Here is a 13,360-nt window from a genome sequence, read left to right as displayed (position 1 = left end):
TGAGTTTATGAAAAAATGAACCGAATCAGTTCAAACACACTCGTCAGAAGCGGGTAAACGAAGAAACAGGATTAAAAAGAATTAAATGAGCGTGCAAAAAACATCGAATTTGATCGTATTGGCAACGACACTACTACTATCGTTTACAGCGAGTATAAATGTTTGGGCTGCAGAGGGTGATACCTATCAAGCGCAATTTGAACAAGCCGCCAAAGCTTCTCAAGCCGGTAATATGGAAAAAACCATTTCAATATTAACGTCGATGTTAAAAACCTATCCGCAAGATTTAGCTGTTAGTAATAATCTTGCAGTCGCATATATTAAAAAGCAGCAGTATAAAAAAGCACAACAAGTGTTAGAGTCAGCACTGGATGGCGACCCGAGAATTGCTTCCTTACGTGAGAATTTAAATCAAATTTATGCTTACCAGGCACAACTGGCTTACCAAACGGTGTTTGATAAGACAGAGATTACATTGCCAAAAGGACGGTGGATATTAAGTGCCAGCAGTGACTTGAAAACACCTGAAAAATCCCAGTTAAAGCAAGTTGAGCGTCATATGCAAACAGTGGCGGATTTGGTTGAACGCTGGCGTGCAGCATGGGCCAGTCAAAATATATCAGCTTATTTAGGGTTTTATGTTTCGACTTATGCACCTGAAGGCTATAAGACACATCAAGCTTGGGCAAACAGTCGGAAAGGCAGTCTAAAACGTCCTAGTTATATTAAAATACAATTAGATAAAGTGCAGGTTGTGCCTTTAACGCCAAATACCATTCAAGTGACTTTTTGGCAGGCTTATGAATCCAATACCTTTAAAGATAAAGTTCGCAAAAAACTGGTTTGGCAAAAACAAGATCAAACCTGGAAAATTGTGCAGGAAGATGTGATATATGAATAGGTTTTTGCAGAAAGTCAGAGAAAGTAAAAGTTGCCAGGCCTGGTCATTTTTAGTGGTGTTTTTCTGTTGCTTACCTTGGTCTGCCAGTATGGCGGAAGATTTTGTGTCGTTGCCCGAAAAAAAATTGATTACCGGTCTGAACGCGATTAAGAATTTATCATTTAATGAAGCTTTTTACGACATGCAGGATTTGGCTAAAAATATGCCGAAGTACCAGCTGGCTCAGTTGATGAAAGCCGATTTATATGCGATTAAAGCTGGGAAATCCGAATGGGTGACTCAAAAAAGAACCGCGCATGCTCGCAAATCCAATGCCTTGTTATCGGAAGCAAAAGTACGCTGGCAACGAAAAGCCGATCTTGAACGTTCCCGAGGAGATTGGGATGCTTTATTGGCTCAGTATGTTTTGAAAACTAGTCATGAGCCTTATTTAGTGATTGTCGATTCTGCCGCACACCGACTGTACTTGTATCAAAAAAATGAAAACGGCTATGAAGAAGTGGCGAACTATTATGTGTCAATTGGGCAAAAAGGCGTGGGTAAACAGGTCCGTGGCGACCTGAAGACGCCCATTGGCATTTACAAAGTTGAAAAAGAATTATCCGATTCAAAGTTACCTGAGTTGTACGGCGTTGCGGCCTTAACCTTAAATTACCCGAATAGTTGGGACAAGCAAAAAGGTCGAACCGGTTCAGGAATCTGGTTACACGGCACACCTCGAAGCACGTATAGCCGTCCTCCTCTAGCGAGCCGAGGATGTGTGGTATTGAATAACCCTGCCATGCAAACTTTGATTTACCAATATCGTTTGGCACCTGCTACACCTGTTATTATTGCTCAAAGTGCACAGCGTAGTTTGATTGATCGTAATTATGAAGATAAGCAGCAAGTGTTGTCCCAAATCAATCAATGGTTGCGTTCACAGCAGAATTATCAAGTCGATTGGTCTCGTGTAAGCGTGTTTGCCTATCCTGGAGAGCAGGGGGTTTATTATGTCAGTTTCCCTGTTAAAGGTGGCAAACTGGTTGAGCAATACTGGCAAAGACAAGGGGTTAGCGGAAGTTGGCAAATGGTCTACGAGACTTTTCAAAAATCAAAAGTGGGTCCGCAGGTTTCTTAACCCATATCTTTTAGTGTCTGTGCTTCAAAAAAGGTTTGATGATGTGAGAACGTTTTTGGAGTCGCGCTTCACGTTATTATAAATCCCAGTCATTTTGTTTAATCTTTTCTGCGACCCAATTTTCCAAGTCTTGTAGCATATGTTGAATCTCGGAGTCTTTAGGCATTCTGCCAGCCGATTTCAATTCCAATGTTAATACGGGGATGTTTAGATGTTCACCAGCATAACGCCCTAAAGAACCGGGGTAAGTTCCTAAAGCGCGATGCTTCAAGTGGCCGATTTTATTTGGCTGTGCGTGTTCGGGTCCATCATAATCGAGCAAACCATAGGGCGCGTGGATAGAAATAATCGCGTTCGGCTGGAAACGTTCAATCAATTCAACCAACCATTGTGTTTCCGGTTCACTATTAGCAAAAGGACCTGGGTAACGACGTTTATTTCTATGATAGTGATTCTTCCAGGTACGTAAAGCCAGCTCATCCCAGTCAGGCGAGGGGAAATTACGGTTCAGGTCAACTGAGTTAGCATTGGGACGGGTTGCAGGGTTTTTAAATAAACCATCCGGATTGGCTAAAGGTAAAAACAACCAGTGATAGCCTGTCTCTGTTCCTTGTTTTAGTAAGGTTTGTAGCCAAAGATAAGTTAAACTGATGGCGGCGTATTCATCACCGTGGATACCGCCGATAAATAAAATGCGGCCTTTAGGGGGCATGGAAGAAGAAGGGAGTACTTCTCTATAGGTTAAAGGGCGTTTTTCGGTACTCTGGTAGAGGTGACTTTCGTTTAAACCTAATTCTAAACATTTTTGATACTTGACTGTGCGGAGCTTTTTAGACAGGTCTTTACAAAAGTCTTGAATGACTTTCTTATCTCCTGATGGCATGGCAGGAATGGATGCAAACGCATGCGGTGTCGTTAACAGCAATCCAATAAAACTGAAGATAAAAGGCTTAATTGACACACTGTACACGGTTTGCAGGCTAATATTCATGATTGAATGGGTTCTTAAATTCTTTTGTTTTGAGTTGGTCTATTTTAAAGCTTAGAACAACTTACGTGTTCAAATTTTTTTATTACGTCTATTTATTTTTATCAAAACAAAAAAATCATAAGAAATCGGTTTTGTTCACTGCCTTACTGCGAGCAATTTCTTTATTCACGATTCCATTTTTGACCAGACGTTGCAAATCCTGATCCAACGTCTGCATACCAAGTTTATTTGAGGTTTGAATAACGGAATACATTTGAGGGACTTTATCTTCCCGAATAAGGTTTCGGATGGCAGGAGAGCCCAATAAAATTTCATGTGCAGCCACTCGCCCACCGTTTTGTTTTTTCAATAGGGTTTGAGAAATCACCGCTTTTAAAGATTCTGAAAGCATTGAGCGAACCATGTTTTTTTCACCTGCTGGAAAGGCATCGATGATTCGGTCAATGGATTTTGCTGCCGAGCTGGTATGAAGTGTCGCGAGTACTAAATGGCCGGTTTCAGCAGCGGTTAATGCCAAGCTGATGGTTTCCAGGTCTCGCATTTCACCGACCAAAATGACATCGGGATCCTCACGTAAGGCTGATCGTAATGCATTGCTGAAGTGGTGCGTGTCTCGATGGACTTCTCGTTGGTTGATGAGAGCATTTTTAGGTTGATGTATAAATTCAATTGGGTCTTCAATGGTGAGAATATGCGCTTGCTGGGTTTCGTTAATAAAATCAATCATAGCTGCAAGAGTGGTTGATTTACCCGAGCCAGTCGGTCCGGTCACCAAGACAATGCCACGTGGGGTTTGGGCGATTTCCTTCAATATTTCCGGAGCATTGAGTTCTTCAAATGTCATGACCTTGTTCGGAATCGTCCGAAATACAGCACTCATGCCTCGGTTTTGTTGAAAAATGTTGACCCGAAATCGGGCAATATTGGGCAATTCATAAGAAAAATCAATTTCAAACGCCGTTTCAAACTGTTCTTGTTGCGGTTTGGACATGATCTGATAGAGCATGTTTTGAAGGGTCTTAGCATCGAGTTCAGGCAAATCTATACGACGCATATCGCCGTCAGAACGAAGCATAGGAGCCGTTCCGGCAGAAAGGTGTAAGTCCGATGCCTTTTGTTGCACACTGAACTCTAATAACTGTGTAATATCCATAAGCTTCCTTCAATCGCCTCATGAATCGAGCAAATCTGAAACTCTTCTAGGTTTCAGTTTATTTTATTTTGTGAACGGTCGGCTCTAATCCTTCTTTTTTATAAGCTTTCCAGCGCTCACGCCCCATTTGAATTAAATGTTCTGTTTGATCTAACACTTCAATTGTACGGTTATAAAGCTGAAAGTTTTGTGGAAAATCAGGATGAACATTTAATAGAACGTCTTGGCATGGGCTCGCTACCTGACCCATCCACAGTTGAATAGGCGCTTGAACAGTCTGTTGCACGCTGTGGGGAATGAACGCTTCGGGGTGGTATTGCCATAAGGATAAGTCGAAGCGTGTCATTTCCTCCTCGCTGGCAAACCGAATATCACACAGGCGTTTTTCACGATGTATCTTGTTGACCAGCTTGGCAATAAAGGCTTCTCGCTGTTGGGCTGTATTCGTTCCCAATACGTAAAAAATGACATCCTTTTCAAGAGGAGGGGTTGCGGTCATCAAATTTGCTCAAGTAAGAAATCAACCAATGCAGGCACTGGGCGCCCAGTTGCCCCTTTATCTTTTCCGCTGATCCAGGCGGTGCCAGCAATATCCAAATGTGCCCAATCTACTTCTTTTGTGAATCGAGCTAGAAATTGAGCCGCTGTGATGGTGCCGGCAGCACGGCCGCCAATGTTTGCCATGTCTGCAAAGTTTGATTTAAGCTGTTCATCGTACTCTTCGCTTAACGGCATTTGCCAAAAACGATCATAAGTCTTCTGGCCGGAAGCGACAAGTGCATCCACCAAGGTTTGATCATTCCCTAATACGGCTGACATTTGATGACCCAGTGCAATAATGCAAGCCCCTGTCAAGGTTGCCATATCAATAATCTTACTTGGTTTATAGGTTTGTTGCGCATAAGTTAATGCATCACATAAAATCAAACGGCCTTCTGCATCGGTATTGAGTATTTCAATGGTTTGGCCAGATAGGGATTTAACGACATCTCCCGGCTTGATGGCGTTGCCTGCAGGCATGTTTTCCGTAGACGGAATGACCGCAACGACATTGAGTTTTGGTTTTAAACGTCCTAGTGCTTCAAAGACACCTAGCACTGTCGCCGCGCCACCCATGTCATATTTCATTTCATCCATAGCTTCGCCAGGTTTGAGTGAAATACCTCCAGTGTCAAATGTCACCCCTTTACCCACTAGGGCAATCGGTGCTTCTGAAGCATCCGAGCCTTGATAAGAAAGACAGATCATCTTAGGAGGCGTGTGAGCGCCTTGTGCGACCGCCATAAAAGACCCCATTCCCATCTGAATCATTTCATCTTGTTCCAGAATATTGACGTCAAAACCGTAGGTTTGTGCCATCTTTTCTGCTGTTTCTGCAAGGTACGTCGGGGTGCAATAGTTACTTGGCATGTTGGCCAAATCTTGAGTCAATGCCATACCCAATGCTGAAGCTTGTGCCTGAGTTACGGCTTTTTCATTCTCCACTGTTGTCTCAGCTGCATAAGTCATGCTGTTAAGTTTTGGATCTTTGGGAGTTTTTTTGTTGCGGCTTTCATGTTCATAATCATAAATGCTGCGCTGGAATGCCAAGGTGTTTTGGTAAATTGCCCAGGCCTGGTCGTTTTTAGCAGGAATACATTCAATTAACGTGTTAAGTACATTAACCGCACCTGAATTGTCCAGTGCTTTAGCTGCAGCATTCAAGCTATCAAGATAATTTTTAACCGTTAATGTTTCAGCGTTTCCCATGCCCACCAATAACAAACGTGCGCAATCAATGTTTGCAGGTTGGAAAATCATTTGAGTCTGGCCTGGTTTTGCTAAGAAGTCACCTTGATTGAACAAAGCCTGAGTTAATTCTAGGAGATGAGTTTCTTTCGCTAATTGCGTGCTTTGGCCTTGGTCAAATACCGGTAAAATAAGTGTGTCGAAAGACTTTAAATCGGTGGTTGCATTCAGCTTGAACTGGATTTGTTTCATCTCGTTGAATCCCTTCTTGTATAATCTTGGAAACAGTTGGCAAACTCATATGAATTAGAAGTTTACCGCTCGCTGATGTCATATTAAAGATGGCATCGCTGGTGTTTATTCATTTGAATCTTATTTTAACGTTTTGGTGGCCTTTTTTTGCGAATTCTTGATAAATATCTATACAAAGAGCTTTTTGCGACTTTTTTTGCGGTGTTGTCAGTATTACTGTTGATAACGTTTGGGACGGAAGCTACCAAGTTGCTTGCCGTGGCGGTAGAGGGAACGATTCCTTCAACCGTCATTATGCAAGTGTTATTGCATAAAATCCCGCCGGCATTGGAAGTTATTTTGCCTTTGGTTGCATTATTGAGTGTGATGTTGGCCGTTGGTCGTCTTTATCAAGACCAAGAAATGGTGGTGCTACAAAGTTGTGGTATTGCGACAGGTTTTTTTCAGAAGCGGGTGTTCTGGTTTTTAGTCCCGTTGGCATTTTTAACCGCTTGGATTACGTTAGTGGTTACACCGTGGAGCTATGAGCAAGAGCGAAAACTGATTATGGAAGCTCAAACAACGTCACCTCTGGCGGCATTGGTTCCTGGTAAATTTAATCCTCTGCCGAATGGTGAAGGCATCTTTTACACGCGCTCCATTGATAATAAAGGAGATCTTGAATCCGTTTGGGTGCAGTTGAATACCGATGAGAGAGACATTCTTTTAATTGCACCGAAAGGCAAATTTGAGTGGATTGATGACAAGCTGGCTTTGGTGTTACTCAATGGCCAAAGTTATGAAGGCCTGAAAAAAGGCGACGACTTCACGGTCAGGGAATTTGACCGTTTCGAAGGTTTTTTACCGGAAATTCAATCGACTTCTACGGCACAAAAAATTTTTGAAATACCTACGTCAACTTTATGGCAATCAGATAAGCCTGCGCATCAAGCGTTGCTTCAATGGCGAATTGTGACGCCTTTTAGCATTCTGGTTTTAGGGCTGCTGGGATTGAAAATGAGTAAGTCTGGCCCGCGAGAAGGCCGGTTTGCAAAAGTCTTTTTTGCATTGGTTCTTTATGTTATTTATAACCAGTTGTTGGTGACTTTTCGAGAATCTATCAGTAATGAAGCTTTGTCACCTTGGATAGGTTTGTGGCCTGTTCCTGTTGTGTTCTTGATGTATGCTTTGTATCAAGGCTCGCTTAGACCGGCTTGGTTTCAATTACCTCACATGTCTCTTTCGCTTCCCTTTAAAAAAACGATACAACGAAAATGATGAATTTAATTGAACGATATTTGGGCCGTGTTTTAGTCAGTCATACCTTGTTGGTGCTGATGGTATTGTTGATTATTCTCGGATTTTCTGAGTTCATGATACAAATTGGTAAGGTCTCTAACGACTATACGATTGCCAAAGGGGCGATGTATACCGTATTGAAGCTTCCAGTTTATGGGTATGAGATTTTTCCAGTCGCATTGTTGATTGGAACCTTGATTGGGCTGGGAGGCTTAGCAAACCATGCAGAACTCACTATTTTACGCGTGACAGGCTGGTCCATCAGGCGTATTTTTTTTGCAGTTATGAAGTCCGCTTTCATCTTGTGGGTGTGTGCAGCGGTCATCGGAGAATGGGTCGCCCCTGCTAGTGAAAGTTATGCTAAAAAAATGCGCGGCGAAGCATTGCATAAGAGTTTTTCAATTGGGTCAACCGATGATTTTTGGATGCGAGATGGTGAACGTTATATTCATGTCGGTCGTGTCATTTCCGATACTCAGTTTTATGATGTAACGATTTATGCATTGGTTAATGGGCAATTATCAGAACAGATTCACGCTAAAACAGCACGCTATTCAACAAAAGATGGACAATGGGTTTTGTATAGCTTGAATCGGAAAGTGCTTGACTGGCAGCAAATGCCAGCTTTATCGCCCGATAGGAAAGCATGGAAAAAGTTACAATTTAGGCAATATGGTGAAGTTGAAGGTGCTGTCGATTTGCCCGTTTCACCGACATTGTTGCAAACGTTACATGTTGAAACGCGTTATATGGGAATCACCGATCTCTATAGTTATATTGCATTTTTAGAAGAAAATGGACTGGATGCTGAAGCCTATAAGCTGGCTTTTTGGCGAAAGTTAGCGATGCCATTTGTCATTCTGGGAATGATTGCGCTGGTGTTTCCTTTAATTTTCGGTTCGCAGCGACAGGTCAGCATTGGTCAGAGAGTTTTCGTAGGGATTATGATTGGTATGAGTTTTCATCTACTCAATCAAATCTTCGGGAATTTAAGTGTCGTCTACCAATTACCCGCGATTATGGGCGCTTTTCTGCCTTCAATCGTTTTGGTATCAGCCGCCTTTTTGTTAATGCGACGACTGCGTTAGCGACTTGGGCTCACGTCTTTATGTCGGGTCTTTGAGCTCGATTTCGATTTGTTTTATGACTTGATCGACTGTGATCGCATCCATACAAACCGGTTCCGTACACGGTGTTTTTCGATGGTTTGCCGCACTGACACAAGGTGAACAAGCTAACCCTGCAAAAAGAGGTGTGCTATTGCCTAAAGAACCATATAATTTCGGTGTTTCCGGGCCAAATAAAACAAAGGTCTTTAATGGGGTGATGGATGAAAAATGTCCTGGCCCAGAGTCATTCGTGACCATTAGACGAGAGACTGTATATAAAATAGGCATTTCTAATAACTTCAATTGTCCTGCAAAGTTCACGCAGCGTTCATGACCAACCTGAAGCCGAAGTGCTTCGGCTTCTTCCTGCTCGTTTGGCGCACCTGTGATTAAGATAATCGCATTTTCATAACGTGCCAATACAGCTTGCATCAACGCAATAAAGTTTTCCTTAGGCCAGCGGCGTTGCGGTAATAAGTCGCTTGCATTCGGGTTCATTAAAATCAGTTGATGTTGCTCTTTGTTAAATGCAGGAAAGCATGCTTGGATTTTATCGTAAACAAATACTTTTTCTTCCTGATTAAAACTTACTTGATCCAGTTGAATGTCGTGATCGGTAATCAGGACTTTTGAATAAGGCACCTCTTCAGTTTTTGCCTCTAAGGCGTGAATTAATGCGATAAAGTTTTTAGCAATATGGATGTGCGGGTTGTAGGTGACTTTATGGGTCAGCATTTCCCCACGATAAAGACCTTCACCATGAAAGTTATGGTAGCCAACGCGATTGTTGGCGCCACTGAACCCGGTCAAAAGAGCTGAAACGCGCGAAAATAATTCCAAATCAATTGCGGTGTCGATTTTGTTTCTGCGACACCAGAATAAATAGCGAACGGCATCACGCATTAAGGTAAATAGATTGTCTTCGCACAGCGTGAAAATGTTTTCCTGGGGAATGGTATTCAATAGGTCGAGACTGGGTTTGTTTTTGCTGAAAATGACAAAGAACAAATTGGCGTTGAATCGTTTTTGGGCTCGTTTCATGGCTGGGTCTGCAATGATGGTGCTTCCCATTTCAGACAGCTCGACAAATAAAATGTTTTTAGGTGTCGTTGCTTTTTTACGAGTGATCCAATGAGCCACTTTTAATAAATAAGTGCTCACAAAGGTCAATGGGATGCCTAAGTGGTGATCAATTTTTCGCATTAAATCAACGTTCATGAATCTGTCCTAAAAGAGTGTTGGTTAGTTATTATAGGTATTTATGTTGGCTGGTGAGATAAAACAATAGCCCCGGCAAAGCACTGAGAATTAAAATAATGCCATATAATAAAGACATCGCCAAGACTAACTTCTCATCAATACCAATCATCATAAAGAGTGCAATCAAAGCACCTTCACGCACTCCCCAACCAGCAAAAGAAATGGGTAAGATTGTTAAAAGTATCGCAGGCGGAACAATAACTAAATACGTAATCAAGGGCTCATTAATGCCCACGCTGTGTCCAATGCCGAAAATGGCGACCATTGATAATAAATGAATCAAGATGGATAAGCCGAGTTGTTGACTGATACGTTTAGGTGTTTTGTAAATGAAGCGGAAACGTTCAGAAAGTTCATAAAAAAGTCGGGTAATTTTGTAACGCTTAAAGATTGGGAATTTGTGGATAGCCATGAGTACAAATAACCCGAACAGCGCAGCGATTAAAATAAGGTTGATTGCCATAAAGACCTCATAGGGCATAAGGCTGAATTCAAACGAATTGGCAAATAGATTTAATAACAATAACCCAACCAACCCGACGATTCGATCAATGAAAACACCGTAAAAGGCTTCTTTAATCAACCCTCCATGAGCCGAGACTTCAGCAATACGATAAGCATCCCCACCTATACTGGTCGGAAGAACCTGATTGAATAAACTGCCTTTAAAATAACTGCGGAAATAAAAAGAGAAGGGATGTTTGAACTTGAGTGCTTCCATAATCAAAGACCAGCGATATGCGGCAATGGTTTGACTAAGCATTTGAACAAGCAGTGCTGCAACTAGAAGTCCTAGGCTGGCATCTAACATGGTATCCCAGACAGCGGTAATATCAAATTTATATAAAATGAACCCGATAATAAAAACGGATAATCCGAGTTTAAGAAGATTGCCCAAACGAAATCCTTTAAAGGTTGGTCAAAAAAATTGGGGCTATTATCGCAAAACTGGCGACAAACTGCGAGCTAAGTTAAGTTTGTTTATTGCGTCATCATTTTTTGTGCAATGTTAAGGTCTTTAACCCAGCCTTGATAAGAGACGGCTTGAAAGTTTTCACAAAAATAAAAATGATAGGTCACAATCGTGACTCCGTGTTTGATAATGGGTAACTTTTTGAGCGCGCTACATTTTTGAAAGTGCCCTGATGAGTTGGTTTGAGGTGGAATGTCTTCATAGGATGGCACAATCATTAAACCGTTTGTTCCAGTTGGAGGGTTGCCGAACCATAGGTCAAACTGGTCAAAACGATTATCCGTCACATAAATAGGCTGAGGGTATGCATACCAACCAATACGACTGGCTTGTGTCCAGTTTGAGGCAAACAGTGGAACGCTATCATATTGAGTTTGCAGCTTTTTCGCTTGTTGAATAGCTTCAGGCCAGCCGTGGAGGTCTCGGACGATGTTTTTGTTGTCAGGCAAAGGTAGCCAAGGCGTAGCCAACTGGCTATTTAATACCAAAGAAGCGGAAAGAGTGATAAGACTGCTGATATAAACATAGACCCTCACACCTTTGTGTTGCCAGTGTCTCCAGCACCAGTAAACAACAGCAGGACTAATCAATAACCAAGCAAGTTGTGTCCAGTGCGGTAAACTCATTTCGTAACCTGAATTCATGGCAAAAAGCAGTACGATTGGCAAGGTGAAAGCGGCTAATAGTTGAGTCACTTCAGTCTGTTTTTGGAACCAGGCAGAGAGCATTAACCACCAGCCGACACCGAATAGCAGTAAAGAATAGACTCCGGCTTGCGCCAGTTGCGTATTCAAAACGCGGTTCCAATCCCAAAGTTCATTGTGCGTGCCGTGTTTAAGCTGATATAGAATAGAAATCCAGTCGTGAGTACTGTTCCAATACAGTACTGGTGAAATCATGATTGCAGCAATGAATACAGCCAGCCACAAACCTTTGGTTTTTAACCAATAAAATCGTTTTTCGATAATCATCACAATTAGGAGTGATAAAACTAAGGTAATGGCGGTGTATTTTGATAAGCCTGCAACGCCTAACCAAAAACCAAGCCAGAGCCAGTTTTTGAAAGCCTGTTTTGAGTCACAAGGCGATTCACGTAAATTGAGCAGTACCCAAAAAACCATTAAGCTGGCGAAGATTAAAGGCGTGTCCGGCAGCATGGAAATGCTGAGCAATTGAAACATAAACGCACTGTTAATCAGCGCGAGGGTCCAGAAACCTATCCAATGAAAACTAGGGTAAAGCCGTACCGAAATACGGTATAACAACAAGTTTGATGCGGCGAAAAATAAAGCAGGAATCACGCGTAAAGCCATATCGGAATGAGATAAGGGAACAATTAACGCATTAAGCCAGCCGACCATGGGCGGGTGGTCAAAATAACTCCAATCGAGCTTCAAACCATAGAGCGCATAATGGGCTTCATCCACACTCAAGTTAACCTGACCGGCTAAAATTAAGTGCCACAGTGCCAGCGTGACAATTAAAATCACACTGTAACGATAGGGTTTGGGTTGTGATTGGATGAGAACAGGTTGTCTTATCATGCCGTTGGCTTTATGTCCTGAGAATTTGGGTCTATTAATAACGTTTTATAAGGTTCGCCTGCGATTTCTTCCACAAAACGCGGCACAAGATATCCGGGCAGCGTCTGGCGCAATTGTTCAAATATTGCCCAGGCCTGGTGTTTTTGGATGTCAAAATGACCGGAACCGGAAACCTTATCTAATAAGTGACAATAATAAGGCAAAATCCCTTGAGAGAATAATTTTTTGCTCAAAGCACTTAATGTATTCGCTGAATCATTAATGTCTTTGAGGAGCACAGTCTGGTTTAATAAAAAGACATTAGATTGGCGAAATTGCTGCATCAGCTCGGCCGATTCAGGCGTGAGTTCGTTGGCGTGGTTGCAATGAACTACCAGTACGGTTTGTAAACGCGATTTTGACAGTGTTTTTAAAAGCGTTGGGCGGTGTGCTTTGTGTGGGGCCACAATCGGGGTTCGGCTATGAATTCTCAATGTGCTGACGTGCGGGATAGCTTCAATGCCATCTATTAATTCGACCAAGCTGTTTTCAGACAGCGTCATCGGGTCGCCACCACTTAAGATGACTTCGCTAATCGAATGGTCTTGAGCAATGTTTTCCAGTGCCGCTTGCCAATGTTGTTTTTTAGCCTGCTCATAAGGGAAGTGTCGACGAAAGCAATAACGGCAATGAATGTCGCATCGCGGGCTGGCAATCAGCAATGCACGTCCGTGATATTTATGTATTAAGCTGGGTTGAGGGTTGGCGGCTAGATCCCCAACCGGGTCTGGAGAAAAGCCCGGGTAAACGTCCCGTTCCGCCAGGCCTGGTAGAATTTGTTTTAATAGAGGGTCGTTTGGGTTGCCTTTTTCTATTTGTTCCGCAAAGTGTTTAGGCACTTTAAAAGGAAAAATACTGTCAAAATCGATCGCTAAGTCATCAGGAGATAGGTCAACAAAGTCACACAGTTGTTCTATCGATTGAATCATTTGGCCTCACTTCATCTGGTATTTGGACTGGCGTTTTGTTTTGTTTAACAAGAAACTACCTTAGGCGGTCGAGTTGCGTTAAA

At 42.4% G+C, this 13,360-nt stretch carries 12 protein-coding genes; 4 read left to right on the top strand and 8 right to left on the bottom strand.

Features of this window, described 5'->3' with window-relative positions; all coding sequences use genetic code 11:
* Nucleotides 1-85: 85 nt before the first annotated feature.
* Both GHNINEIG_RS09180 and GHNINEIG_RS09175 read left to right on the top strand, forming a co-directional pair.
* Complete coding sequence (locus GHNINEIG_RS09180) at nucleotides 86-901, top strand: nuclear transport factor 2 family protein (protein WP_135796377.1); 816 nt, start codon at nucleotides 86-88, stop codon at nucleotides 899-901.
* Complete coding sequence (locus GHNINEIG_RS09175) at nucleotides 894-2,021, top strand: L,D-transpeptidase family protein (RefSeq protein ID WP_135796376.1); 1,128 nt, start codon at nucleotides 894-896, stop codon at nucleotides 2,019-2,021. Before GHNINEIG_RS09180 ends, GHNINEIG_RS09175 begins: the two co-directional genes overlap by 8 nt.
* Before the next feature lie 76 nt (nucleotides 2,022-2,097).
* Here the strand turns inward: GHNINEIG_RS09175 and GHNINEIG_RS09170 are convergent, their stop codons facing one another.
* From GHNINEIG_RS09170 to GHNINEIG_RS09155, 4 genes are all read right to left on the bottom strand, one after another.
* Nucleotides 2,098-3,012 (bottom strand): M14 family zinc carboxypeptidase, encoded by a 915-nt coding sequence (locus GHNINEIG_RS09170; RefSeq protein WP_135796375.1) that lies wholly within the window; start codon nucleotides 3,010-3,012, stop codon nucleotides 2,098-2,100.
* A 115-nt stretch (nucleotides 3,013-3,127) separates the two neighbouring features.
* Complete coding sequence (locus GHNINEIG_RS09165; protein WP_135796374.1) at nucleotides 3,128-4,165, bottom strand: type IV pilus twitching motility protein PilT; 1,038 nt, start codon at nucleotides 4,163-4,165, stop codon at nucleotides 3,128-3,130.
* A 58-nt stretch (nucleotides 4,166-4,223) separates the two neighbouring features.
* A complete protein-coding gene (locus GHNINEIG_RS09160; RefSeq protein ID WP_135796373.1) occupies nucleotides 4,224-4,664 on the bottom strand; it encodes a DNA polymerase III subunit chi in 441 nt (146 codons plus the stop codon).
* Nucleotides 4,664-6,145: a leucyl aminopeptidase gene (locus tag GHNINEIG_RS09155; RefSeq protein WP_135796372.1), complete on the bottom strand. Its 1,482-nt coding sequence runs from the start codon at nucleotides 6,143-6,145 to the stop codon at nucleotides 4,664-4,666. The genes GHNINEIG_RS09160 and GHNINEIG_RS09155 overlap by 1 nt, the downstream gene beginning before the upstream one ends.
* Nucleotides 6,146-6,292: 147 nt before the next feature.
* On the opposite strand from GHNINEIG_RS09155, the gene lptF reads away from it, so the two are divergent.
* Both lptF and lptG read left to right on the top strand, forming a co-directional pair.
* Nucleotides 6,293-7,402, top strand: a complete 1,110-nt coding sequence (lptF, locus tag GHNINEIG_RS09150; protein ID WP_135796371.1) for an LPS export ABC transporter permease LptF — start codon at nucleotides 6,293-6,295, stop codon at nucleotides 7,400-7,402.
* Nucleotides 7,399-8,511, top strand: a complete 1,113-nt coding sequence (gene lptG / locus GHNINEIG_RS09145; RefSeq protein ID WP_135796370.1) for an LPS export ABC transporter permease LptG — start codon at nucleotides 7,399-7,401, stop codon at nucleotides 8,509-8,511. The genes lptF and lptG overlap by 4 nt, the downstream gene beginning before the upstream one ends.
* A gap of 18 nt (nucleotides 8,512-8,529) precedes the next feature.
* Here lptG and GHNINEIG_RS09140 read toward each other — a convergent pair whose 3' ends face one another.
* The 4 genes from GHNINEIG_RS09140 to epmB all read right to left on the bottom strand — a co-directional run bounded on the left by GHNINEIG_RS09140 (nucleotide 8,530) and on the right by epmB (nucleotide 13,277).
* Entirely contained in the window at nucleotides 8,530-9,750 is a 1,221-nt protein-coding gene (locus GHNINEIG_RS09140; protein ID WP_135796369.1) for a glycosyltransferase family 9 protein, read from the bottom strand.
* Nucleotides 9,751-9,781: 31 nt separating this feature from the next.
* On the bottom strand, nucleotides 9,782-10,690 hold the full coding sequence (locus GHNINEIG_RS09135; RefSeq protein WP_135796368.1) for a lysylphosphatidylglycerol synthase transmembrane domain-containing protein: 909 nt from the start codon (nucleotides 10,688-10,690) through the stop codon (nucleotides 9,782-9,784).
* Nucleotides 10,691-10,773: 83 nt separating this feature from the next.
* Complete coding sequence (locus tag GHNINEIG_RS09130) at nucleotides 10,774-12,309, bottom strand: ArnT family glycosyltransferase (RefSeq protein WP_135796367.1); 1,536 nt, start codon at nucleotides 12,307-12,309, stop codon at nucleotides 10,774-10,776.
* Nucleotides 12,306-13,277 carry an EF-P beta-lysylation protein EpmB gene (gene epmB, locus GHNINEIG_RS09125; protein WP_135796366.1) on the bottom strand — a complete coding sequence of 324 codons (972 nt, stop codon included), beginning with the start codon at nucleotides 13,275-13,277 and terminating at the stop codon, nucleotides 12,306-12,308. The genes GHNINEIG_RS09130 and epmB overlap by 4 nt, the downstream gene beginning before the upstream one ends.
* Between the last annotated feature and the right edge of the window lie 83 nt (nucleotides 13,278-13,360).

The organism is Hydrogenovibrio crunogenus (assembly GCF_004786015.1).
GTDB lineage: Bacteria > Pseudomonadota > Gammaproteobacteria > Thiomicrospirales > Thiomicrospiraceae > Hydrogenovibrio > Hydrogenovibrio crunogenus.
The sequence above is the reverse complement of the archived record's forward strand: the minus strand, read 5'-3'. Positions and strand labels throughout refer to the sequence as shown.

Coding starts and splice junctions, on each gene's coding strand:
- GHNINEIG_RS09180 (WP_135796377.1), top strand. CDS start 86: ATGAGCGTGCAAAAAACATCGAATTTGATCGTATTGGCAACGACACTA.
- GHNINEIG_RS09175 (WP_135796376.1), top strand. CDS start 894: ATGAATAGGTTTTTGCAGAAAGTCAGAGAAAGTAAAAGTTGCCAGGCC.
- GHNINEIG_RS09170 (WP_135796375.1), bottom strand. CDS start 3,012: ATGAATATTAGCCTGCAAACCGTGTACAGTGTGTCAATTAAGCCTTTT.
- GHNINEIG_RS09165 (WP_135796374.1), bottom strand. CDS start 4,165: ATGGATATTACACAGTTATTAGAGTTCAGTGTGCAACAAAAGGCATCG.
- GHNINEIG_RS09160 (WP_135796373.1), bottom strand. CDS start 4,664: ATGACCGCAACCCCTCCTCTTGAAAAGGATGTCATTTTTTACGTATTG.
- GHNINEIG_RS09155 (WP_135796372.1), bottom strand. CDS start 6,145: ATGAAACAAATCCAGTTCAAGCTGAATGCAACCACCGATTTAAAGTCT.
- lptG (WP_135796370.1), top strand. CDS start 7,399: ATGATGAATTTAATTGAACGATATTTGGGCCGTGTTTTAGTCAGTCAT.
- GHNINEIG_RS09140 (WP_135796369.1), bottom strand. CDS start 9,750: ATGAACGTTGATTTAATGCGAAAAATTGATCACCACTTAGGCATCCCA.
- GHNINEIG_RS09130 (WP_135796367.1), bottom strand. CDS start 12,309: ATGATAAGACAACCTGTTCTCATCCAATCACAACCCAAACCCTATCGT.
- epmB (WP_135796366.1), bottom strand. CDS start 13,277: ATGATTCAATCGATAGAACAACTGTGTGACTTTGTTGACCTATCTCCT.